21 protein-coding genes and 1 tRNA gene are annotated in these 23,516 nt (G+C 56.0%); 14 read left to right on the forward strand and 8 right to left on the reverse strand.

All coding sequences use genetic code 11. From position 1 onward, the window contains the following. Positions 1–66: 66 nt before the first annotated feature. From AC2FJF_RS20135 to AC2FJF_RS20170, 8 genes are all read left to right on the forward strand, one after another. Positions 67–1,332: an FAD-dependent oxidoreductase gene (locus AC2FJF_RS20135; protein WP_496676997.1), complete on the forward strand. Its 1,266-nt coding sequence runs from the start codon at positions 67–69 to the stop codon at positions 1,330–1,332. A 31-nt stretch (positions 1,333–1,363) separates the two neighbouring features. Beyond that, positions 1,364–2,512, forward strand: coding sequence for a mandelate racemase/muconate lactonizing enzyme family protein (locus AC2FJF_RS20140; RefSeq protein ID WP_496677000.1), 1,149 nt, complete (start codon positions 1,364–1,366; stop codon positions 2,510–2,512). Next, a complete protein-coding gene (locus AC2FJF_RS20145) occupies positions 2,509–3,423 on the forward strand; it encodes a dihydrodipicolinate synthase family protein (RefSeq protein ID WP_496705072.1) in 915 nt (304 codons plus the stop codon). Before AC2FJF_RS20140 ends, AC2FJF_RS20145 begins: the two co-directional genes overlap by 4 nt. A 30-nt stretch (positions 3,424–3,453) precedes the next feature. Further along, positions 3,454–4,554, forward strand: a complete 1,101-nt coding sequence (locus AC2FJF_RS20150; RefSeq protein WP_496677006.1) for an Ldh family oxidoreductase — start codon at positions 3,454–3,456, stop codon at positions 4,552–4,554. Between the two features lie 320 nt (positions 4,555–4,874). Next, on the forward strand, positions 4,875–6,122 hold the full coding sequence (locus tag AC2FJF_RS20155) for a sarcosine oxidase subunit beta family protein (RefSeq protein WP_106607585.1): 1,248 nt from the start codon (positions 4,875–4,877) through the stop codon (positions 6,120–6,122). Between the two features lie 11 nt (positions 6,123–6,133). Next, positions 6,134–6,421, forward strand: a complete 288-nt coding sequence (locus AC2FJF_RS20160) for a sarcosine oxidase subunit delta (RefSeq protein ID WP_106607275.1) — start codon at positions 6,134–6,136, stop codon at positions 6,419–6,421. Further along, a complete protein-coding gene (locus tag AC2FJF_RS20165; protein ID WP_496677010.1) occupies positions 6,418–9,375 on the forward strand; it encodes a sarcosine oxidase subunit alpha family protein in 2,958 nt (985 codons plus the stop codon). Before AC2FJF_RS20160 ends, AC2FJF_RS20165 begins: the two co-directional genes overlap by 4 nt. Beyond that, positions 9,368–9,931 (forward strand): sarcosine oxidase subunit gamma, encoded by a 564-nt coding sequence (locus AC2FJF_RS20170; protein WP_142638799.1) that lies wholly within the window; start codon positions 9,368–9,370, stop codon positions 9,929–9,931. The genes AC2FJF_RS20165 and AC2FJF_RS20170 overlap by 8 nt, the downstream gene beginning before the upstream one ends. 829 nt (positions 9,932–10,760) lie before the next feature. On the opposite strand, the gene AC2FJF_RS20175 is transcribed toward AC2FJF_RS20170, so the two are convergent. The 6 genes from AC2FJF_RS20175 to AC2FJF_RS20200 form a co-directional block, all read right to left on the reverse strand. Beyond that, entirely contained in the window at positions 10,761–12,335 is a 1,575-nt protein-coding gene (locus AC2FJF_RS20175) for a relaxase family protein (protein ID WP_496677021.1), read from the reverse strand. Continuing rightward, positions 12,329–12,757, reverse strand: a complete 429-nt coding sequence (locus tag AC2FJF_RS20180; protein ID WP_082643591.1) for a plasmid mobilization protein — start codon at positions 12,755–12,757, stop codon at positions 12,329–12,331. The genes AC2FJF_RS20175 and AC2FJF_RS20180 overlap by 7 nt, the downstream gene beginning before the upstream one ends. Before the next feature lie 19 nt (positions 12,758–12,776). Continuing rightward, positions 12,777–13,697, reverse strand: coding sequence for a hypothetical protein (locus AC2FJF_RS20185; protein WP_496677025.1), 921 nt, complete (start codon positions 13,695–13,697; stop codon positions 12,777–12,779). Between the two features lie 24 nt (positions 13,698–13,721). Further along, positions 13,722–13,798: transfer RNA gene (locus tag AC2FJF_RS20190), tRNA-Pro, on the reverse strand. 94 nt (positions 13,799–13,892) lie between these two features. Next, the gene (locus tag AC2FJF_RS20195) at positions 13,893–15,008 is read right to left on the reverse strand and encodes a THUMP domain-containing class I SAM-dependent RNA methyltransferase (RefSeq protein WP_496726909.1); all 1,116 of its coding nucleotides are present in this window, start codon (positions 15,006–15,008) and stop codon (positions 13,893–13,895) included. Between the two features lie 73 nt (positions 15,009–15,081). Then, complete coding sequence (locus AC2FJF_RS20200; RefSeq protein ID WP_496726910.1) at positions 15,082–15,240, reverse strand: hypothetical protein; 159 nt, start codon at positions 15,238–15,240, stop codon at positions 15,082–15,084. 56 nt (positions 15,241–15,296) lie between these two features. On the opposite strand from AC2FJF_RS20200, the gene AC2FJF_RS20205 reads away from it, so the two are divergent. Genes AC2FJF_RS20205 through nqrF form a run of 6 tightly spaced genes read left to right on the forward strand, consistent with a single transcriptional unit; the run spans position 15,297 to position 21,157 of the window. Next, entirely contained in the window at positions 15,297–16,640 is a 1,344-nt protein-coding gene (locus tag AC2FJF_RS20205) for a Na(+)-translocating NADH-quinone reductase subunit A (protein ID WP_496726911.1), read from the forward strand. A 5-nt stretch (positions 16,641–16,645) separates the two neighbouring features. Then, entirely contained in the window at positions 16,646–17,854 is a 1,209-nt protein-coding gene (locus tag AC2FJF_RS20210) for an NADH:ubiquinone reductase (Na(+)-transporting) subunit B (RefSeq protein WP_496726912.1), read from the forward strand. Beyond that, positions 17,847–18,662, forward strand: a complete 816-nt coding sequence (locus AC2FJF_RS20215) for a Na(+)-translocating NADH-quinone reductase subunit C (RefSeq protein ID WP_496726913.1) — start codon at positions 17,847–17,849, stop codon at positions 18,660–18,662. Before AC2FJF_RS20210 ends, AC2FJF_RS20215 begins: the two co-directional genes overlap by 8 nt. Next, positions 18,662–19,315, forward strand: a complete 654-nt coding sequence (locus tag AC2FJF_RS20220; RefSeq protein WP_058277140.1) for an NADH:ubiquinone reductase (Na(+)-transporting) subunit D — start codon at positions 18,662–18,664, stop codon at positions 19,313–19,315. The genes AC2FJF_RS20215 and AC2FJF_RS20220 overlap by 1 nt, the downstream gene beginning before the upstream one ends. Further along, entirely contained in the window at positions 19,315–19,923 is a 609-nt protein-coding gene (gene nqrE, locus AC2FJF_RS20225; RefSeq protein WP_058272100.1) for an NADH:ubiquinone reductase (Na(+)-transporting) subunit E, read from the forward strand. Before AC2FJF_RS20220 ends, nqrE begins: the two co-directional genes overlap by 1 nt. Before the next feature lie 10 nt (positions 19,924–19,933). Next, the gene (nqrF, locus tag AC2FJF_RS20230; RefSeq protein WP_058272099.1) at positions 19,934–21,157 is read left to right on the forward strand and encodes an NADH:ubiquinone reductase (Na(+)-transporting) subunit F; all 1,224 of its coding nucleotides are present in this window, start codon (positions 19,934–19,936) and stop codon (positions 21,155–21,157) included. Positions 21,158–21,200: 43 nt separating this feature from the next. Here the strand turns inward: nqrF and tviB are convergent, their stop codons facing one another. Both tviB and AC2FJF_RS20240 read right to left on the reverse strand, forming a co-directional pair. Beyond that, the gene (gene tviB, locus AC2FJF_RS20235; protein WP_496726914.1) at positions 21,201–22,484 is read right to left on the reverse strand and encodes a Vi polysaccharide biosynthesis UDP-N-acetylglucosamine C-6 dehydrogenase TviB; all 1,284 of its coding nucleotides are present in this window, start codon (positions 22,482–22,484) and stop codon (positions 21,201–21,203) included. Positions 22,485–22,497: 13 nt separating this feature from the next. Further along, complete coding sequence (locus AC2FJF_RS20240; RefSeq protein ID WP_496726915.1) at positions 22,498–23,511, reverse strand: NAD-dependent epimerase/dehydratase family protein; 1,014 nt, start codon at positions 23,509–23,511, stop codon at positions 22,498–22,500. Positions 23,512–23,516: the final 5 nt, after the last annotated feature.

Below are 23,516 nucleotides of genomic sequence, written 5' to 3' on the forward strand. Positions count from 1 at the left end.
TGAAATTCTGGCTCCGAAAGCCAATTTTGATTTCGCTGCCCACGCTCATATCACGGACAAGTCGTGATGGCGGACGCGCTCATAATCGGCGGTGGGCTGATTGGCATCACAACGGCCCACCGATTGGCCAAACGCGGCTGCTCGGTCGTGCTGGTGGAGGCCAACGAGGATGTCGGTCTTGGTGCCAACTTTGCAAACGGTGCGATGCTGGTGCCTTCACAAACTATGCCATGGAATTCGCCAGGGATATTGTCCACGCTTTTGAGGTCAATCGTGACACAAAATTCCGCAGTGCGGATCAAGCCGAAAGCTATCCCGTCCCTGTTCAAATGGGGCCTGCAATTTCTCAAGAACTCAAAGCCGCATCTGCACGAACTCCATACGCGCCGATTGCTCGAACTGGCGCTCTTTTCCATGGATGTCTTTGAGGAATACTACAAAGGATACGCAGACCAATTCGAACCCAAAAAATGTGGCACCATCAAAATCTACCGCGACCAACCAGGTCTGGAAGCCCAGATCAGATCCAATCGTCACCTCAGTGAGGTTGGGCTAGATTGGGAGGCACTAACGCCTGATCAAACTGTTGAGGCTGAGCCGCACCTTCAAGCGCTGGCCCCGCAGCTGGCAGGCGGAATTCGTTTTTCCGCTGATGTGGTGGCGGAATCGCGAAAATTCTGTCAAATCCTCCGCGATGACCTCGTCGCTTCCGGTCAGATAATACATGTTAGTTGCCAAGCCAATGAACTGCTGATGTCAGGCGAAAAGGTCATCGGCGCGCGTACAACAATCGGAGATATTCGGGCGAAGAATACCATTCTGGCCCTTGGGGCCAATACAAGAAAATTGGCTGCAAACGACGCAAGATCAATCTTGGTGCGCCCCGTGAAAGGGTACTCGGTCACATACGATACAACCGGCGTCAACGACCTGCCTTCGTATCCCGTTATCGACGAAGGGATGCATGTCGGGATTGTTCCAATAAATGGCAAATTGCGCGCTGTTGGAATTGCCGAGTTCGCCGGGCATGACGACACTCTAAGCCCCAAAATAATCCGGCAACTCGATCGCCTGACCAAATCCGTTTACCCCAACCTTGCGCAGACGCTTGACGGCTGCAAGCGCGAGCCGTGGACTGGATTCCGCCCGATGAGTGCTGACGGTTTGCCCTATATCGGCGAAGCATCCAGCAAGGGGCTTTGGGTCAATACCGGGCACGGCCATCTGGGTTGGACCCTCGCCACCGGGTCGGCAGAGTTGCTTGCTGACCTCATCATGGGCAAGCCAACAGCCTTGGACGCATCCAGCTATGCAGTAACTCGATCACACTAGACAGAAGATAAACCTAATGGAAGACAAGGTCATGAAAATAAAAGATATTCGCCTCACACGGCTCTTTTCCAAGTTCAAGACGCCCTATGTCTGGGCCATGGGCAAGAATCTTGGTCAAACAACAATCCTGATTGAGGTCGAAACGGATGCGGGCGTCGTCGGCTACGGCGAAACCGCCCCGACGATGACGTCCCCAGAGGCGATCCATGCGCTCTTACTAACCGCTAAAACGGTCCTGATAGGGCAGCCCATCACTCAGATCACCGATTTGATGAAACAGCTCTTTACGCAAAATTTTGGACATCACTATGCCAGCCAATCTCATCCAAGAATAGGCAATTTTGCGTTTGCAGGTGTTGAATTGGCCCTTTGGGATGCACTTGGCAAATCGTTGGATCTGCCGGTTCATGCCCTGTTGGGTGGGAAGATCCATGACACGGTGAGTTTCATGGGGTTTGTCCAGGGAGACAGTACGGAAGAGGTTGCAGCACATGCCGGTCAGTTGGCGTCGGACGGCTTTGAAGTGATTTACCTCAAGGCCGGATACACCAACGATAAAGATATGGCCAATGTCGAAGCTGTCAGAAAGGCAATTGGCAACAAGCGACTTCGGATCGACCCGAATGAGGCCTGGGACTTGATGGAGGCCCAGGTGATGATCAATAAGCTCGCCAAGTATGATCTCGAGATGGTTGAACAGCCGGTGTCGGCGATTGCCGGCGTTCCGGCATTGAAGGCATTGAAACAATCCTGCTCAGTCCCAATTGCCGCCGACCAGTCCGTGTACACACTAGAGGAGGCTCACTCGATGTGCTCCAGCGGTGCGGCAAGCCTGCTGACTGTGGGTCTGCACGAAACTGGAGGTATTCTTGGGTTCCGCCGCGTCGCTGCGATAGCTCAGGTATTCGACATCAACGTGTGTATTCACGGTGTTTGGGAGACCGGAATTACCACCTGCGCCTCGATACAAGCTGCGTCGGGTGTTCCGAATTTGGATGATGGCAATCAGATCATGTGGCAGCTCCTGCAAGAGGACATCGTCGAAAGCCCGGATCTGACGCCAAATGCCGGGAAAATTCCGGTCATGTCCGCCCCTGGCCTTGGATTTACCCTGAACGAGGACGCCGTTGGTCGGGCCGCAGAAGCCTACGACAAGAAGAATGGTTTGGAGGTAACATGATAGCATTGCAAGACAATTCACCTGCGGTCGTATCGCCCGGCATTTATCCAATGCTCTATGCGTTCTTTGACGATCGCGGTGTATTGCGCCAGGATCCGTTTCGGCGTCAGGTGGATGCGGCTTTGGGCACCCAGGCTGCCGGAGTTGCGATTCTGGGGTTGGGTACGGAGGTCTCGAAGCTCTCATTCGATGAGCGCGTCGAGGTCCTTGAAGTCGTCGCGAAGCGCATTGATGGACGCAAGCCGCTCTTAGCGACCGTCTATGGCGATACGATCACCGAGCAGATTGAGTTTTCGAAGCGAGCAATTCAAAGCGGTGCGTCGGCGCTGATGCTCCAGCCTCCCTCGCAGAAAATGGACGATGCAAAGCTGGCGGGCTTCTTCTCCGAGATTATCTCGGCGGTCGATTGCCAGATTGGGGTCCAGAATGCGCCGGAGTTCCTTGGCTTCGGACTAAGCAACCAGAGCTTGATCGCGCTTGCGAATGACCACAAAAATTTCACCATCGCGAAACTGGAATGCAACGCCGTCGATCTTGAGTCTGTTGCGTCAGAGCTCGGGGATAGCGTGATGCTTTTCAATGGCCGCTGCGGACTGGAATTACCTGACAACCTGCGCGCGGGTGCCAGTGGGCTGATCCCGGCGATTGATACGGTAGATAAGACCAGCGAAATTTTCGCTGAATTCACTGCTGGGACCGAAGAGCGGGCCGATAAGCTATATGCCGATCTATTGCCGGTTCTCTGCTTTATCATGCAGGGAATTCCACATTTCCTGACCTATGGAAAGATGCTGGCCGCAGCGCGTTTGGGAATTGAGCTTGGCGGCAGTCGAGAACCCTCATTGCCAGCGACTGATTTCGGCGCAGCATGCATCCACCGGTTCTCGAAACACTTGGGACCGTTGAATTGAGATATTCCGCAACATCACCAGCCATGAACAATGGCCCAAACACCAAAAGAAGAAAGTCATGAAAAATACTGCGCTACACATTTCGATTTCGTTCCGTGCCCGGCTGAGGAGGCTTTTCTAATGACCGTCGTAAACCTATCGCTAAGTGAGATACATGATCTCGCACTAGAAGCATTCACCCAAAATGGATGCGACCCTCAAAACGCCGGGGCCCTGACCCGGACGGTTGTTGCTGCTGAGCGAGACGGGTCTCATTCCCACGGCTTGTTCAGGGTGCCCGGATATGTGGCATCCCTACGTAGTGGGAAGGTCAACGGCGCCGCCGATCCGCAGATTTCCAACAAATCACCTGTAATTGTTAACGCGAATGGCGACGATGGGTATGCCCCCTTGGCAATCGAGCGAGGTATTCCAGCGCTGGCGAAAGCAGCGAGTGAGTTCGGTATCGCAGCAATGACTCTTACCCACACGCATCATTTTGCCGCCCTTTGGCCAGAAGTTGAGGCATTGGCCGAACAAAATTTGGCAGGGATGGCTTGTGTAAGTTATATGCCAAATGTCGCACCACATGGTTCAAACAAGCCTTTATTTGGTACCAATCCGCTCGCTTTTGCCTGGCCACGGAAAAACAAACCACCATTTGTATTCGACATGGCAACTTCCGCAATGGCCGGCGGCGATGTAGCAATTGCCGCAAGAGATGGCCATTCGGTCCCCCTTGGAACCGGATTGGATGAAAATGGCAATGAAACCACCGATCCGGCAGCAATCTTGAAAGGCGTTTTGCTTCCCTTCGGAGGGCACAAGGGTTCTGCTATTGCAACGATGGTTGAACTCTTGGCGGCTGGTGCGACCGGTGAACGGTTTAGCTATGAAGCGCAAGATGCCGACAACGGTGATGGTGGCCCTCCCCGTGGGGGAGAGTTTTTCCTGGCATTTTCGCCATCACTACTGGCCGGTGAAGGTTGGGAGGGCCATTGCGAAGAGTTTTTCGAAAAATACGAGGCAATTCCGGGATCTCGTCTGCCGGGCGCAAGGCGCCACAACAACCGCAATGATACAACCAACCGTGCCATAGATGCGAAACTTGTCGCCACCATTCAAGAGCTTTGTAGTCGTCCCGATTCGTGAATCAGGCACAAGATCGCCATTTGGTTGCCTGAGTTGTCTTTTGGAGGGTGTCGCATTTGATCGCGTTTACCCGCCCGATACGCAAGTATCGGGCACGCGTCCGCCCACCCGGGCGAACGCCCAGCACTGTAAGCGATACTTGAACTGCGACTCCTATTGGCGTTGAAGGTGATTGACGAATTGGAAGTTAATCGATTAACTTATGAGCATTAAGCGTTCCAGAACATGGGATTCGGCATTGCCCACATCAGCGTTGAAACTGGCCGGTTCCACGAACTGGGTGCCAAATGGGCACCCATGCCATAAAGGAAAAGAATGCCATGAGGTACTCAGGGCTAAGAGTCATTAGAGAGGCCTTGAATGGCCAAAAAGGTTGGAAGCCTGCTTGGCGCAATCCGGAACCCAAACCCAATTACGACATCATTGTCATTGGCGGCGGAGGCCACGGGTTGGCGACTGCACATTACCTAGCGACGAAATATGGTGAGAAAAGCATCGCAGTGGTCGAAAAAGGCTGGATTGGGTCCGGCAATGCCGGGCGTAACACGACAATTGTGCGTGGTGACTACACTTTGCCTCCAAATACCCGCTTCTACGATCACAGTGTTGGCCTGTGGGAAAAGATGGAGCGGGAGTTGAACTTCAATGTCATGCACTCACAGCGTGGCTTGTTGTTCGTGCACCACAACGACTCAGAGAGGGACGACCACTATCGCAAAACCAACATCATGCGGATGCAAGGCACAGATGGCGAGATTTTGGGGCCTGAGCAGGTGCGCAAGATGTACCCCTCGATGAATTTCGACGGACGTTTCCCTATCACGGGTGCCTATCTTCACCGGCGCGGTGGCACCGCCCGCCATGACGCTGTGGTCTGGGGATATGCGCGGTCGGCCGACAGGCGCGGAGTAGATATCCTTCAGAATTGCGAAGTTATGGGGTTCCGGATTGAGCAAGGTAAGGTCCTGGGGATTGAGACAACCCGCGGGTTCATCGGCGCAAGGAAGGTTGGTGTCTCGGTAGCTGGAAATACCAGCCGAGTGATGGACATGGCGGGCATTCGTACCCCAATCGAAAGCCATGTTCTTCAGGCTTTCGTGTCTGAAGGGCTCAAGCCCATCATTCCCGGCCAAGTCAATTATGGCGCAGGTCACTTCTATATTTCGCAGTCGGACAAAGGCGGCCTGGTTATGGGAGGCGACCTGGATCAGTACAATTCCTGCGCCCAGCGGGGCAACCTGCCGGTCTTTGAATCGGTGATTGAAGCCGCTGTGACCTTGTTCCCAATGCTGTCGCGCGCTCGTCTTTTGCGGGCATGGGGCGGTTTGCAGGATATGTCCATGGATGGCCATGCGGTGATCGACGAAACGCCGATCAAGGGTCTCTATTTGAACGGCGGCTGGTGCTACGGCGGATTCAAAGCAACACCCGCAGCCGGCGAATGCTTTGCTCATCTTCTAAGCACAGAACAGCCGCATGAACTTGCCAAGCCCTATCGTCTTGACCGGTTCCGGACCGGCTACCTGCTTGATGAAAAGGGCCAAGGCCCGAACCCGAACCGGCAGTAAGGAGCGGTCAAATGATTATCAATCACCCTCTTTTGGGGCCGCGTGACCGGCAGGAATTCACCTATCTCGGCGATGCTTGCCTGATTGACCGTCCCGACTGGCAGGCCGGGAACGCGATGGATCAGTTTTACGAATACGTCTACCTGCGTGATGATCCAGCCGGGGAGCACCGCGAGCTTTGGTATCACGAGCATGGCGACCGCTCGTGGCTAGTCGTAACACGCAACACGGTGACGCATGAAATCACTAATGTCGAACTGGCCAGCGATGTGGCCCGCAAGCAGGGGCGCAGCAAATGACCCAATCCAACCGTTTGAATGGCGGCCTGATCAACCGCGGAAAGCCACTGAACTTCAATTTCGATGGGCGTGCCTATCTGGGGTATGAGGGCGACACGCTGGCGTCTGCCCTGATGGCCAATGGCGTGCGTTTCCTGGGTCGATCGTTCAAGTATCACCGTCCGCGTGGTATTTTCACCGCTGGCTCCGAGGAGCCAAACGCGCTGGTCGAATTGCGCAGTGGAGCCCGGCAGGAACCAAACACACGCGCTACAGTAGCGGAGCTGTACGAAGGGCTGGTTGCTTGCTCACAGAATTACAAGGGCAGCTTACGTTACGACCTGCTTGCCCTGAACGATTTGTTCTCGGATATTCTGAGCGCCGGTTTCTATTACAAGACGTTCATGTGGCCGGCGGCTTTCTGGGAGAAAGTCTATGAACCCATCATCCGCTCAGCTGCAGGCCTTGGTCGCCTGTCTGGGGAAGATGACCCGGATGAATATGAAAAGGGCTTCCTCCATTGCGATCTGCTGGTGATTGGGGGTGGGCCCGCTGGCCTGATGGCGGCACTGACCGCGGGCCGTGCAAGCGCAAACGTCATCCTCGCGGATGAAGATAGCCGTTTTGGCGGGCGCCTGAACGTCGAACAGGAAGATGTCGACGGAAAGCCTGCGGTCGAATGGGTTGAGCAGACTGTGGCCGAGCTAACCGCGATGGACAATGTGCGCCTGATGCCGCGAAGCACGGCGATGGGGGCCTTTGACCACGGGGTTTACGGTGTGGTTGAGAGGGTGCAGGACCATCTGCAAACCCCTGTGGCAGGGAAGCCGCGGCAGACATTGTGGCGGGTTTATTCAAAGCGCGCGATCCTTTGTGCCGGGGCAACCGAGCGTCCAATTGCTTTCCCGGACAACGACCGTCCGGGGGTGATGCTGGCAGGATCGATGCGGGCCTATGCCAACCGCTGGGCTGCAACCCCCGCGCGGAAGGTGGCGGTCTTCACCAACAATGATGATGGCCATCGCACTGCGGTAGACCTGATGGCAAAAGGTGTTGATGTCACAGCCATCGTCGATGCCCGGCTGGATGCGCCGACACTGACGGATGTGCGGCTGATCAGTGGCGCGCATGTTATCGGCACCAAGGGGCGGCATGGCCTGAGCAGCATCCGGGTCCGTCAAGCGGATGGCCACGAGGAAACGCTAGCCTGTGGCGCCTTGGGCGTGTCTGGCGGCTGGAATCCCAACGTCCACCTGACCTGCCACCAGGGCGGCCGTCCTGTCTGGATTGAGAGTATTGCAGCTTTCGTTCCCGGCCGGAACATCCCAGTTGGCATGTCGGTGGCGGGTGCGGCCAAAGGCCTGTTTTCGACTGAAGACGCATTGCGCAGCGGGGCGGAAGAAGCTGTGGCTGCCCTGGAAAGCCTGGGTATCGCCGCCAGCGCATTGAAGCTGCCGCGCGCCGATAACGGCGCCTATAACCTCCAGCCACTTTACCATGTGCCCCATGGCAAGGGCCGGGCTTGGCTGGACCAGCAGAACGACGTGACCGTCAAGGACGTTAAGCTGGCACATCAGGAGAACTACCGATCGGTCGAGCATCTCAAACGCTACACTACTCTCGGCATGGCCACTGACCAGGGCAAAACTGCTAACGTCAATGCTTTGGCAATAATGGCCGAGCTGACCGGCAAATCGATCCCCGAAACGGGAACGACGATTTTCCGGCCGCCCTATACACCGGTTGCACTGGGCACAATCGGCGGGCGCACGGTGGGCAAACACTTCCACCCGACGCGCGAAACCCCGACTGACAAATGGGCCAGGGAACACAATGCGCCCTTTGACACTGCTGGCGACTGGATGCGGGCGCGTTGGTTTCCGCAGCCGGGCGAGACCCATTGGCGCCAGTCCGCTGACCGAGAGGCCTGTAACGTGCGCAAGAATGTGGGCATCTGCGATGTGACCACACTGGGAAAAATCGACGTTCAGGGCGCGGATGCCGCGTCATTCCTGAACAGGGTCTATGCCAATGGTTTTGCCAAGCTGGCAGTGGGTAAGGTGCGCTATGGCATCATGCTGCGCGAAGATGGCGCCTGTTACGATGACGGCACCGCTGCACGGTTGGCGGAAGAACACTTCGTCATCACGACCACTACAGCCAATGCCGGGGCGGTTCTGAGAAACATGGAATTCGCCCGTCAATGCCTGTGGCCGGACATGGACGTGCAGCTGATCTCAACCACCGAGGCCTGGGCGCAGTTTGCTGTTGCCGGACCGAAATCGCGCGAGCTGCTGCAGCGGATTGTGGACTCTGAGTTCGATATCTCAAACGAGGCATTCCCGTTCATGGCCTGCGGTTCCGTGACGCTGTGCGGCGGCCTGAGGGCACGTCTGTTTCGGATCTCATTCTCGGGTGAACTGGCCTATGAATTGGCTGTTCCCACCCGTTATGGAGATGCGCTGTGGCGCCGAATGCTAGAGTTGGGGCAAGATCTTGGAGTAGCTCCCTATGGTCTTGAAGCGCTCGACATCATGCGCATTGAAAAAGGCCACCCGACGGGTCGCGAACTCGACGGCAGGGCCACCGCACTGATGCTGGGTATGGGGCGCATGGTGTCCCGCAAAAAAGACAGCATCGGCAGCACAATGGACCAGCGGGAGGGGGTGACTGATCCCAATGGATTGCGCCTTGTCGGTCTGAAGCCCGTGAACCAAAGCGAAGTGATAACCGCCGGTTCCCAGTTGGTGAATGAAACTGCGCCTGTTCATATCGACAGCGAACAGGGGCATGTGACATCAGCCTGTATCTCGCCACATCTGGGGCACTCCATCGGAATGGCCTTTCTCAAAGGCGGTGATCAGCGCATGGGCGAGATTATCCGCGTAGTCGATCCCGTGCGGGGAACCGATGTAAAGGCTCAGGTCATTCCCACACATTTCTTTGACCCGGAAGGAGGGCGCCTGCGTGCTTGATCTTCAATCCATCACCCCGCTTTGGGGAGAAACGCCGCGTGTCGACCGATTCAATGGGCTGACAATCACTGAGGTTCCGAACCGGGCGCTTGCCTCGCTTGCATTGCGTAGGGGGCGCGAAGACGAAGGCCGGAAAGCGGCCGAGGCCATGCTGGGATTAGCTTTGCCTGCGGTCGGGAAGCACGCCGCAGCGGGCTCATACGCGGCTAGCTGGTTTGCGCAGGATCAGTGGCTGATCTCCGCAGAAATCCCGGAGCATGAACTTATGTCCTACCAACTCGCGGATGCCGTGGAGGGCCTAGCCTCGGTAACAGAGCAAACAGACGGCTGGTGCCGTTTTGATCTGGAGGGTGCGTGCCGGGGTGTGTTTGAACGTTTGAGCGGCGTCAATCTGGCTGCGATGGAGCCCGGGAGCGCCACACGCGCGCTGCTGGAGCACCTTAGCTGTGTGATCATCTGCTTTGAAACTGCCAGCCACTACGCGGTTCTTGGCCCGCGCTCTTACGCGCGCTCTCTGCACCATGCTTTGGAGACTGCCGCCCGTTCGGCCCTTTGAAATATCGGCTTACTTTCTGAACTAACCCGCCGCTACTGCGACCGCGGCGGAACCACGTACAGGAGACTTCCCATGACAACTGCTTGATCTTTTGGCCCTAGGTACCAAAGCTTAGGGTTAACCACGCAGTTGTCCAGTTTCGGCTTCGTCCGCGACTTGTGAATTCCACGTGTGATTCTCGCTGCAGCCTGTATGAATGACCGTTGCTTCCGCTGCATAGCGGCACCGAACTTGTTGCTCACTTGGCATTCCTGACGCTGCGAGTGCAAGCAGCGAGAAAATCCAAGGAACAGGTTGGGCTCGTTGCAGACCTTTGCTGCTAACTTCATGAATATCCGCTTTCCGCGCATTCATACCATCCTTGGTGCTCGGTGCTGCAATCGCAGCGAATGGCAGCTGAGTGGCCTTCCTGCCAAGTAGCCTGTGGCACGGCGATCGAGGGTCATCGGTCTGGATGCACGTTCTTAACGGGATTGGGCGGCAGTTTTATTGGGATTCAGGCGTCAATTCACTGAGAATACGCAGTTGAGCGCTAGGCTAGAACAACTTGGCCTATTTTGATCATTTTCGCATCGACCCCAAGTTCTGGTATCAAGTAGCCGTTTTTGGTCCTGAACACATTCCGCAAATACTGATTTCCGTCAGTGTCCATAAACAGACACCGTAAGTTGTAGCAATCGCCCCAAACCCCTGCAATTGCAACTAGTGGAATGCCTATCGGTAGCGAGTCGACTCTTTCAAATTCTCTGTAGTCAATCCCGCAGGCGCAGGATTGGCGGAAGCTCATGGTGAAGCGTTCGTGATGAGTGGGCATCGTCATTCCTTCAGATCAAAGATGGAAGCCGTAGTCTTGGTCTCGTTCAAGCAGCCCATGATTCAGCTCTCTTGCAGCAGAGTTTCGGCGGCTCTCGCTAGCTTCAAACTCGTCTGCAAGTTCTCTTCCAGCGTGGTGTAGTTCTGTTCTTCGGTCAGCAAGTCGGCCAATGTAGCTACGGACTTGAGATGTGATTTCATCAGCAGCTCGATGCACTGCGTTAAGCCATTTAGCCTGGCCTCGATCCCGGTCGTCGAGCGTTCTTCCAAATTGCGCAATTCCGAGGCGGAGGTCTCGCAAGCCGTCACCAACTGCTCGACGCACGCGAGCAAATCTCGCTCCAAGGCTGTCAGGGATTGGTCCATCTAGTTTGGCTCCACTCTGATGCAAGAAACCAATCGGCTCGCCACCGAACAGGTGCGCATGCTTGATGTTTCTGGCGGCAGGATCAAATAAGTCGCTCCCTCGTGAAGTACCGCCTGGATGCCCAACCTCTCTAGCTGCGTCGAGGCGGCTATCGTTGAGAGTTTCCAGCTCCACAGAAAAGTCAGTCCTAAGGTTGCTGCGATCAACACCATACAGGCCGTTATCACCGCCCAAGGTGAGATCTGAATCAGGAATTTGATCTTGTCGATGTGACTCTGCCAGGTCGTCCCGCTCCAATCCAAAAACGTGCGGGTATCGGCTTCGATTGTATTCCGCGCGAGTGTTACACATGCTTGAATATCGCTCCTGAAGCTCTGCAATTGAGAATCCATCAAGGCGGCGTGCTCTTTTCGGATCTTGTCCAAGTCCGCGTTCAATTTCTCGCTCAGCCGGGTCGGCTTGCCAGTCGTCATGGAAAATCTCTCCTTTCAATCGCCAGCGTTCGCCTGTGTCGGGGTCTTTGGCCGTGATGTAATTTTTGCTTACGCGGGGGATATCGAAACCTGCGTCGGTCAGGGCATCGACCATGCTTGCGCGGTCGGTGATGGTGCCGATGCTGATCTGGTCTAAGATCCATTCGTGGAGTTCTTCGCGGCCCTGTGCCCTAGTTGGGGCCTCAACGGTGGCTTGAACCTCCTGTGTGCGTTCCAGATCCATCGGATCGGCCCAGTCGTGCGTCTTGTTCATTAAGTCGCGCAGACTGTCATAGGCTGTCCGATAGCCAGGTGGTGCGATGTTGAGGCTTTTACCGGTTGTCAGCTCCAAACGCGGTGTACAGAAATGCAGCTCAACTCGGTCTTCGTGGCTGTGCCGGACCCAGAGCAAGTCGAATTGCTCACTGTCCATACCAGCGAATGCCAGTGCCTCGAAGGCGTTCATGACTTCGACCTGCTGGGCTACGGTGGGTGCGTCCTCGCTGGCAAAGCTGATGACGCCCGCGCGGTAGGTCCACTGATTGCGACTGGCGTCGATCAGGGCCTCGGTGCGGGTGGAATCGCCGCGCAGCACTTCAGGCAAAGGATCGCGTATGACCGTCATGGGCTGGCCATCAGCATCGCGGATTAGATCGCGATTGGAGTCATAGGCCAAGACCTCACGCGTGACGAGATAGCCAACTGGACCAGCACCCGCGCCTTTGCCATTGGGAAAGAACTTGATCAGCATTGTCGTGCCTCATCAAGGATCTTGGTAAGCTGGCGTTCAATCACAACCAGTTGTCGGGCGACGGCCAGCGTATCCATGTCAACCCGACCAATCAGAAGCGCCCGATTCACAACCCGCGCAACCTGGTTGAGGTTACCGCCAATGCGCCCTAGTGCCAGGACCAGAGCGGGGTCGACGCGAGGCGCAGGCTTGCGACGACGTGCTTCCGTCAGACCCAAGGCTTCGCGCAAGAGGGTCGCGGCAGACACTCCGGCAGCTTCGGCTTTGGCGCGAAGCTCAGCCTTCTCAGCAACGCTACATCGAAAGACGAAGGTCTCGGTGAGCGGCGCTTTGGCGGGCGGCGTGCCTCCGCCGGTGGGGTTCGAAGGGGAGGCTTGCCACCCCTCGCAAGGTCCCGTGTCAGCAGCGCCAGCGTATGACATGGGTCGCCTTGCTCTTTGCTCAGACCGCATGGCACAGTTCCTGCTTCGATGGTGCAAACAGGGTCCAGCCTTCGGTGATGAGCCAGCTGCGCAACACGGGCCACTCGTTCTTGTTCGTTGGAGGGAACCTGCCGGGGAGCCAGTAGCCGCGCTCGTTGTTTTCGATGGCTTCAGGAAGTACCCGGTCGATCCAAGCACCAAACATTCGTTCGGTGAACTGCTCCCATTGGCGGCAGCCGAAAGATTGGCGCGAGACGAATTCGGGTTGCGCACTGCCCACGCGCGCCGAGTCGGATGGCCCACCATTCGGCAGATCCGGCTCAAGCGCGAGGTTTTGTTCTATGGATTGTTCTTTCTTTATATAGGAAAGATCACCCATGCGCCCTTTGTCTCTCACGGGCGAACCCTTTCGCCCTTCTGAAAGGCTCATCGGTGCATCCTTTTTCCTCCGGCGAAACGGGATGATTTTTGTTGGGGAGCGAAGGTCGTATTCTGTGTGATTGCCTGCGCCACGCCCTTCAGTTCGAAACAGCCAACCGAACTCGACAAGCTGTTTGAGGCAGCGTTTGATGGTTGCTAGCGACATTCCGACCAGGAACTCATCAAGCGTTTTTAGTGAGGGATTGAGTTGGCCGGTCCTGTCGTTGGCGAACTGTACCGAAAGCGCTGAGGCAACTACCTTAGTTGACGAGTTGAGGTCAGCGCATTGCAGAACGGCCTTGAGCCATTCAAAGCGATTGAGCCTAGACATATGCGCCTCCCGCGATTGCGGACCGGCTGCGAATTTGGTATTCTGTTCGTGCGGATAAATTTGCATTACCGTTGAGGTGGGTGGCCGCCCCCTCAGCGGTTTTTCTTTCACTTTTCTTCGGAAACCAGACCCTGAAAACAGAATAATCCGGACAAAATCCGGGTATGCTGCGGTGGCGGCGCAGTTCATTCGTATTTAACTGATTGATTTTATTGGTCGGAGTGAGAGGATTCGAACCTCCGACCCCTGCCTCCCGAAGACAGTGCTCTACCAGGCTGAGCTACACTCCGACCGTGGCGCGTGATCTATACTCGCATTTTTGGATGTGCAAGGGGGTTTCCGTCCCGTTTGTGCGAATTGCCTTCGTCGTTTCCCTACATCAGGTCAGTCCAGCACACCGGTTCGATACAGTCGGATTTTGGTGCCGCCGTGGTCCACAATTGGCCCCGGGGGCAACAGCGGCAGACGGGTTGATCGAGCTAGGCCTGCGTTGCTTGTCACGATACCAACACGCCAGCCCTTGAACTTGGTTTGCAGTACCTTGCCCAAGCTGCCGTAAACGGATCGCAGGCGTTTTTCATCCCCGATCCGGGCACCATAGGGTGGATTGACAATAACAAGACCCGCAGAATCTGACGGGGGTTTTATGTCGCTGACCGAGCGCGTTTGAAACATGGTGAGATCGGCAACCCCGGCGCGGTCAGCATTTTTGGTCGAGGCCTCAATCGCTCCGCTATTGCGGTCCGAGCCATAGAAAACCACGTCCGGTTTGGCCGTAGGCTGCTGTTGGCGCATTGAGGACCAGACGTCGGGGTCGAAACTCGGTAGATTTTCAAATGCAAAGCTGCGGGAACGGCCGGGATGCAGCCCCAGCGCGATTTCGGCGGCTTCAATGACAAAGGTGCCAGAGCCGCACATCGGGTCCAGAACTGGCTCGGACCCATCAAATTCACACTCTCGTAGGAACATCGCGGCCATCGTTTCGCGCATCGGCGCTTTGGCGACAGCCGGTTTGTGACCCCGCTTGTGCAATGGCTCGCCGGAACTGTCGATCGAAAATGTGCACAGGTCCTTTTCGATGCGCACCAGGACGCGTACGGCCGCATCAGATGAAACCGGTGCGCCCAGCGTTTCCGAAATTGCCACTTCGATACGTTGCCGGGCGGCCCCTGCATGGTAGATTCGGGACTTGCGACTTGTCGCTTCGACTTTGACCGGCACATCGGGGCGCAAAAAATCGGCCCAGGGAAATTTTCGGGCCCGTTTATCCAGTTGTGCCAAATGAACTGCGGGAAACCCGCCCAGTCGCACCAGAACTTTATTCGCGCCACGCAGACACAGGTTCGCGCGCCAGACTTCAGGCCAGCCTCCGCGACAGGTGACGCCGCCGGGTCCGGGCTTTGCATCTGCGAATCCCAGCTCGACCGTTTCGGCATGCAGTGGGGCTTCAAGGCCCGGCGTTGCCACCAGAAAAATCTCAAAATCGTTGTTTGGTTCCATCCCGGGTGCTTACACCGGAAGCGTTGCGGGTGCGATATGCAATTTCAACAGGTCCAAAATGCAGCCCTTCAAGTTAATTTGACAAAATATCGGCAATTTCGGCGGCAACGGGTTTGCGTTTGGCAACATCCCCGCGTAAAGGGACCGTGATCAAAACGAAGCTTGGAATGAAAACAGGTGCCATGCGCCTTTTTTGCTCACAGGCTCCCACATACAGATCGTTTTGTGCCACTATGCAGTGGTGGGAACGATGTGTTGCAGGAAAGAGGCTTGGAAGACAGTAGCGACATGCAAACTTTCAAACTGAAAAAAGGGTTGGAGCTGCCGGTGCAAGGCGCGCCAGAGCAGACGATCCAACCGGGTCCTGAATTCAGGTCTGTCGGGGTTTTAGGGGCTGATTATCTGGGCCTGAAACCGCGCATGCTGGTTCAAGAGGGTGAAGAGGTTCAGCGGGGCACACCGTTGTTTTGCCACAAGGACGTGCCCGAGGCGATGATGGTCGCCCCGCTCAGCGGCAAGATCGTGGCCATCAACCGTGGTGCGCGTCGGGTGCTGCAGAGCGTTGTGATCGAAGTCTCGGACGTCAACGACACAGGTCTGGATTTCTCGGCTGTGGGCAACGCCGATACCGCCGAGGGCGTGACCGAACGTCTATGTGCGGCTGGCCTGTGGACTGCTTTTCGCACGCGGCCCTATTCCAAGATGCCCGCACCGGGTACAAAGCCCACGGCAATTTTCGTGACAGCGATGGATAGTGAGCCTCTGGCCGCTGATGCCGCGATCATTATCCAGGATGCAGGTGACGCCTTTGCTGCCGGCCTGAGCGCAGTTGCCAAGCTGACCGAGGGCAAGACGTATCTGTGCCAAAATGAGGGCGAAGCCCTGCCGGGCGCCGACGTTCCGGGTGTTGAAGCCGCAGCATTTTCCGGACCGCACCCCGCAGGTCTGGCTGGAACACACATCCACTTCCTTGAGCCGCTGGCCGGCGAAAAGCAGGTTTGGACGATCGGCTATCAGGATGTCATCGCGATTGGCCGTCTGATGCAAACGGGCCATCTGGATCCGAACATCGTGGTTGCCCTTTCAGGACCCGGCGCGCGTCAACCCCGCCTGATCCGCACTGTCATGGGGGCATCGACGGATGACCTGACCCGCGACGAAATCAATGTGGACGGCACGGCCCGTGTGATATCGGGCTCGATCCTGTCGGGCCGTCATGCAGAGGGGCCACAAGCCTATCTGGGCCGTTTCGCGCGTCAGATCAGCATCATCCGCGAAGACCATGATCAGCATACGTTGGGTTGGATTCTTCCGATGCCGTCGAAATATGCGGTTCAGCCCGTTTTGGGTTCGGCTTTTGCCAAGAAACTGTTTGCATTCACGTCTAACCTGAATGGTGGACGTCGTGCGATGGTTCCGACCGGTACGTTCGAACAGTTGATGCCGCAGGATTATTTGCCGACGCAACTGCTGCGCGCATTGCTGGTGATGGACACGGATTCCGCACAGGCGCTGGGTGCGCTCGAGTTGGACGAAGAGGATTTGGGCCTTGTCGGCTTTGCCTGTCCGGCGAAATATGAATATGGGCTGGCGCTGCGCGACTGCCTTACAAAGATTGAAAAGGAGGGCTGATCCGAATGGGTTTGCGCAACTTCTTTGACCGGATCGAGCCGAACTTTACCAAAGGCGGCAAGTACGAGAAGTATTTCCCCATCTATGAGATGGTCGAAAGCTTTATCTACACTCCGAAAACCGTAACCTCCGTTGCACCCCATGCGCGGTCCTACGTGGATATGAAGCGGATCATGACCTATGTCGTGATCGCCACGATCCCCTGTATCCTGTGGGGAATGTACAATACCGGCTTTCAGGCGAACTCGGCCATTGCCACGCTTGGACCCGATTCAGCCACAGGCTGGCGGATCGCCATCCTGCAGATGTTCGGCATCTCGCTGAACCCCGCCAGCATCTTTGCCAATGTGATGCACGGGATGATGTATTTCCTGCCGATTTACATCGTCACTCTGGTTGCAGGCGGTATCTTCGAGGTCATCTTTGCGACTGTTCGCGGCCATGAGGTGAACGAGGGTTTCCTTGTAACCTCAATGCTTTACACGCTGATCATGCCCGCATCTACGCCGCTTTGGCAGGTTGCGTTGGGCATCATCTTCGGGGTGGTGATCGGTAAAGAAGTCTTTGGCGGCACAGGCAAGAACTTCCTGAACCCAGCGCTCGTCGGTCGTGCGTTCCTGTACTTTGCCTATCCGGCGAACATGTCGGGTGACACGGTCTGGACTCCGGTTGATGGCTTTTCGGGCGCAACAGCACTGTCTGTTTCTGCCTCCGAAGGCTATCAGGCGTTGGCCACCGAGGGGCTGACATGGTGGAATGCGTTTCTGGGTCAGATGCAGGGTAGTTTTGGTGAGACATCAACGCTGGCCTGTATGATCGGCCTGGCATTCCTGCTGACGACCCGTATCGCCAATTTCCGACTGATTGTCGGCTGTCTGGCTGGGACCATAGGTCTGACGCTGCTGTTTAACCTCATTGGGTCGGATACCAACCCGATGTTCGCGATGCCATGGTACTGGCACGTCGTCGTCGGTGGTTACGCTTTCGGTCTGGTTTTCATGGTGACCGAGCCCGTTTCAGCCAGCCACACCAACATGGGCCGTTATATCTACGGTGCTCTGATCGGTATCATGGTTGTGTTGATCCGTGTGGTGAACCCCGCTTTCCCCGAAGGCATGATGCTGGCAATCCTGTTCGGTAACGTCTTTGCACCGCTGATCGACTACTTCGTCGTTCAGGCAAACATCAAACGGAGGGCGCGTCGCCATGTCTGATACGCAATCCCCAGAACCCAAGGGCGCGATTGCCAAGTTTCTGGCGGCCTCGCCGGACTCGGTCGGTAAAACGATCTTTATCGCCGTCGCCGTTTGTCTGGTGGCCTCGATGGTTGTGTCCGCCGCAGCCGTTAGCCTGCGTCCGGTCCAGGAAGCCAACGCGCTGAAGGACAAGCAGATCAACGTTCTGCAGGTTGCTGGTGTTTATGAACCCGGCACCGACGTGTCTGAGGCGTTCGCCGCGTTCGAGCCGCACGTTATTGAACTTTCGACGGGTGAGTTCGTCGACGACCAGTTCGATCCCGCAACATTCGACGATCTGGCCGCCGCAAGCGATCCAGAGCTGAGCGTCGCGCTGGACGATGACCCGGCTGGTATCGGTCGCAAGGCGTTGTACCGTGTTGTCTACCTGCTGCGCGACGAATCCGGCGAGTTGGACAAGGTGATCCTGCCGCTGCACGGCTATGGTCTGTGGTCGACGCTCTATGGCTTTATCGCGCTGGAAAATAACGGCAACGATATCTACGGCCTGCAATTTTACCAGCACGGCGAAACTCCCGGTCTTGGCGCCGAGGTGGACAATCCGCGTTGGAAAGCGTTGTGGAACGGCAAGAAGCTGCGGGATGATGCCGGTGATCTGCAGATCACAGTATCCAAGTCGCAACCTGCCGCTGGCCCCGACTTTTATGTAGATGCGCTGGCCGGTGCCACGTTGACCTCGGTTGGCGTTGATAACCTGGTGAAATTCTGGATGGGTGATGCGGGCTTCGCTCCGTTCCTGGCCAAACTGCAAGCAGGAGAGTTCTGATGTCCCAGACCAAGAGAGAGATGCTGGTCGACCCGCTTGTCGACAACAACCCGATCACACTGCAGGTGCTGGGTATCTGTTCGGCACTGGCGGTAACCTCTTCGCTGCAAGTGTCCTTCGTGATGGCGCTGGCGGTTACCTTCGTGACCTCGTTCTCGTCCTTCTTCATCTCATGCCTGCGCAATCAGATCCCGGGCTCGATCCGGATCATTGTGCAGATGGTGATCATCGCCTCGCTGGTGATCCTGGTGGATCAGGTTCTCAAGGCTTATGCCTTTGAGATTTCGAAAACCTTGTCGGTTTTTGTTGGTCTGATCATCACCAACTGTATCGTGATGGGCCGCGCCGAAGCATTTGCGATGAAGAACCCGCCCGTCGCGTCCTTCATTGACGGCCTGGGCAACGGAATGGGCTACGGTCTGATCCTGCTGCTTGTTGGCTTCATTCGCGAACTGTTCGGCAACGGGTCGCTGTTTGGCGTCACCATTCTGCAGACCGTCAACAATGGTGGCTGGTACGTGCCCAACGGCATGCTGCTGCTGCCGCCGTCCGCGTTCTTTATCATCGGTCTGATCATCTGGGCCTTCCGCACATGGAAGCCGAACCAGGTCGAAGAACGTGAATACAAAATTCAGCAGGTAGAGGCCCACTGATGGAAGGTCTGATTTCACTGGCCGTGAAGGCCATCTTTGTTGAAAACCTCGCACTCAGCTTCTTCCTCGGGATGTGTACATTCATCGCCGTATCCAAGAAGATCTCGACCGCGCTGGGTCTGGGCATCTCGGTCATGGTCGTTCAGGCGATCACCGTTCCCACGAACAACCTGCTGCTCAGTTATCTGCTGAAGCCCGGTGCGTTGGCCTGGGCGGGTTTCCCTGATGTGGACCTGACCTTCCTTGGTCTGATCTCCTACATTGGCGTGATCGCGGCGATGGTCCAGATCCTTGAGATGGTTCTGGATAAGTACTTCCCGCCGCTCTACAACGCGCTGGGGATCTTCCTGCCGCTTATCACAGTGAACTGCGCCATTCTGGGGGGATCGCTGTTTATGGTCGAGCGTGACTATAACTTTGCCGAAGCAGCCACTTATGGTGTGTCTTCGGGCTTTGGCTGGGCACTGGCGATCACCGCTATGGCGGGTGTTCGTGAAAAGCTGAAGTACTCGGATATTCCGGATGGTCTGCAGGGTCTTGGCATCACCTTCATCACCGCGGGACTGATGGCGATGGCCTTCATGTCTTTCTCGGGCGTGAAGCTGTAAGGAGGGACGAATGGAAACTTTTAGCCTGGGCGTCGTCCTTTTCACCCTGATCGTTGTCGCTCTGGTGGCTCTCATCATGGCCGCCCGTTCGAAGCTGGTATCGACCGGCGATGTGAACATCACAATCAACGGTGAAAAAACCATTTCCGTTCCTGCAGGTGGCAAACTGCTGCAAACATTGGCGGCTGAGAAGCTGTTCGTGCCGTCCGCTTGTGGCGGTGGTGGCACCTGTGCGCAGTGCCGTGTGCGCGTGCATTCAGGTGGCGGTTCGATTCTGCCGACTGAAGAAAGCCATATCACCAAGCGCGAAGCCTCTTGCGGCGACCGCCTGTCCTGTCAGGTTGCGGTCAAGCAGGACATGGACATCGAAGTTCCTGAAGAGGTCTTTGGTGTCAAGAAATGGGAATGCACGGTTCGCTCGAACGAAAACGTGGCAACCTTCATCAAAGCGCTGACGCTGGATTTGCCCGAGGGCGAGGACGTGAATTTCCGCGCTGGCGGATACATCCAGATCGAAGCCCCTGCGCATGCGTTGAAATACACTGATTTCGACGTAGAAGAAGAATACCGCGAAGATTGGGACCGCTTCAATCTGTGGCAGTATGAATCGGTTGTGAACGAACCGATCGAACGCGCGTATTCAATGGCCAACTACCCGGACGAAAAAGGCATGATCATGCTGAACGTCCGCGTTGCCTCGCCACCTCCCGGTTCCGAGGGTATCCCAGCGGGTCAGATGTCGTCTTACATCTTTAACCTGAAACCGGGTGATAAGGTCACCATCTCGGGCCCGTTTGGCGAATTCTTTGCCCGCGACACCCAGAAAGAGATGGTCTTTATCGGCGGTGGCGCCGGTATGGCGCCCATGCGCAGTCACATCTTCGACCAGCTCAAGCGTCTGGAAAATCGCGACCGCAAAATCAGCTTCTGGTACGGCGCGCGTTCGAAGAAAGAGATGTTCTTTGTCGAGGACTTCGACACTCTGGCCGAGGAATTCGACAACTTTGAATGGCATGTTGCCCTGTCGGATGCGCAGCCAGAGGACGATTGGAAAGGCTACACCGGCTTTATCCACAATGTTCTGTTCGAAGAATATCTCAAGAACCACCCTGCGCCTGAGGACTGTGAGTTCTATATGTGTGGCCCACCAATCATGAATCAGTCGGTCATCAACATGCTGCTGGATCTGGGCGTGGACCGCGAAGACATCATGCTCGACGATTTCGGCGGGTAAGAAACAAAGAACCGGCGCTTATAGCGCCGGTTTTCTTTTGTGCTCAAAGACGAAGGTCGCTGGACTCTATCGGTAGGACCGACTTAACGTCGAAGACCACGCTTGTGTCTTTTCCATACGCTCTGATTTGCGCGGGTTTGACATCTAGGAATTCCTGATGTGCGACGGCTAAAACGACGCCGTCATAGGCGCGTTCGTTGGGGGTGGCGACAAGGGAAATACCATACTCGGCCAACGCTTCGGCGGCATCGGCGTGCGGGTCGTGCACATCGACCTCAATACCGTAATCCTTAAGTTCGTCTATGATATCGACGACCCTTGTGTTGCGCAGATCCGGGCAGTTTTCCTTAAATGTCAGCCCCATGACCAGCACGCGCGCCGATCCTACGTCAATCCCGACGCGGGTCATCCGCTTTACCAGTTGCAACACGACATAGCCGCCCATGCTGTCGTTCAGGCGTCGCCCGGCCAGAATGATCTGTGGATGATGGCCGACCGCCTCTGCCTTATGTGTCAGGTAATAAGGATCGACGCCGATGCAGTGTCCGCCGACCAGGCCAGGACGGAAGGGCAAAAAATTCCACTTGGTGCCAGCTGCGCGCAAAACGGCATCGGTATCAATGCCCAGGCGTCCAAAAATCATCGCCAATTCATTGACCAGCGCGATGTTCAGGTCGCGTTGGGTGTTTTCGATAACTTTCGCGGCTTCGGCCACGCGGATGCTTTCCGCTTTGTGTGTACCTGCCGCGATAATCCGGCCATAAAGCGCATCTACCAAATCGGCAACTTCGGGTGTCGAGCCCGAGGTCACCTTGCAAATGTCCGAGATCCGATGGCCCTTATCACCGGGGTTAATCCGCTCTGGGCTGTATCCGGCAAAGAAATCCGCGTTGAATGTAAGTCCTGAAACCCGCTCGAGGACAGGCACACAGTCTTCCTCGGTAGCACCTGGATAAACCGTGGACTCGTAAATCACCAAGTCACCCTTTTTCAAAACACGTCCGACCGTCTCGGACGCACTTAGCAAGGGCGACAAATCCGGTTGTTTGCCCGCCGTGATTGGCGTTGGAACCGTCACGATAAAGGTATCACATCCCGCCAGATCGGAAGGTTCCGAAGTAAAGGTCAAACCTGTCGCAGCGTTCAGATCATTGGGTTCAACTTCCTGAGTGCTATCCTGCCCCGCGCGCAACGCGTCAATGCGTTTGGCATTGATATCAAACCCAATGACCGGGCCCACCCCGGCAAACGCCACTGCCAGTGGCAGGCCGACATAACCCAGGCCGATGACGGCGATTTTACGGGAATTGGGGTTTGTTTCGAACATTCGGGAAATCAGCTCATTTTCCATGATAGTCGCGGAACCATTCCACGAACTGGGCAATCCCGACCTTGAAATCGGTTTGTGGACGATACCCGGTTAACCGCTGCAACAGATCGGTATCGGCCCAGGTGGCCGGGACATCGCCCATCTGTATGGGCATATAGTTTCTGATTGCTTTCTTGCCGACAGCTTCTTCAATCGCCTCTACAAAATCCAACAGGCGCACTTTGTCGCCGTTACCGATATTAACCACGCGCCAAGGCGCCACGGGCGAAAGGCTGTCGCCTTCTTCGATGTCATCTGCGCTGTCGGGGCGCGCGGGCGGGCTGTCGATCAACAGCCGGATTCCGCGGACAAGATCATCCACATTGGTAAAATCGCGATACATGTCGCCATGATTGTAGATGTCGATCGGACGGTCATCCAGAATGGCATCCACAAACTTGTACAGTGCCAGGTCAGGGCGTCCCCAGGTCCCATAGACAGTGAAGAACCTAAACATCGTCGTGGGCAAGTTCCAAAGATGCGCATAGGAATGCCCCATGGCCTCATTGGCCTTTTTGGTAGCTGAATAGATGGTCAGAGGCGTGTCGGCCTTTTCAACCTCGGTAAAGGGCATAACCTCATTCGCGCCATAGACCGACGATGTAGAAGCCATCAAAAGATGGTCAACCTTATGTTCGCGTGCAACTTCCATCACGTTGAACGTGCCGACAATGTTCGAGTCGATATAGCTCCGCGGATCCTCCAAGCTGTAACGCACGCCTGCCTGACCGGCGAGGTGCACGATCACGTCAGGTTGAAACTCATCACCAACCTGCTTGAGCTTTTCGTGATTTTCCAACAAATCCTCGGTGACGGAAAACCCAGGGTTTTGCAGCAGCATCTGATGCCGGCGGTTTTTTAACGCGACATCATAGTAATCGGTAATCCCGTCATAGCCGTGCACCCGGAATCCTTCCGAAAGCAGCAGTTTCGCAAGATGGAACCCGATGAAACCCGCTGTACCCGTTACCAGAACGTGCTTCATTTTAC

This window comes from Ruegeria sp. CDSB013, assembly GCF_059611165.1.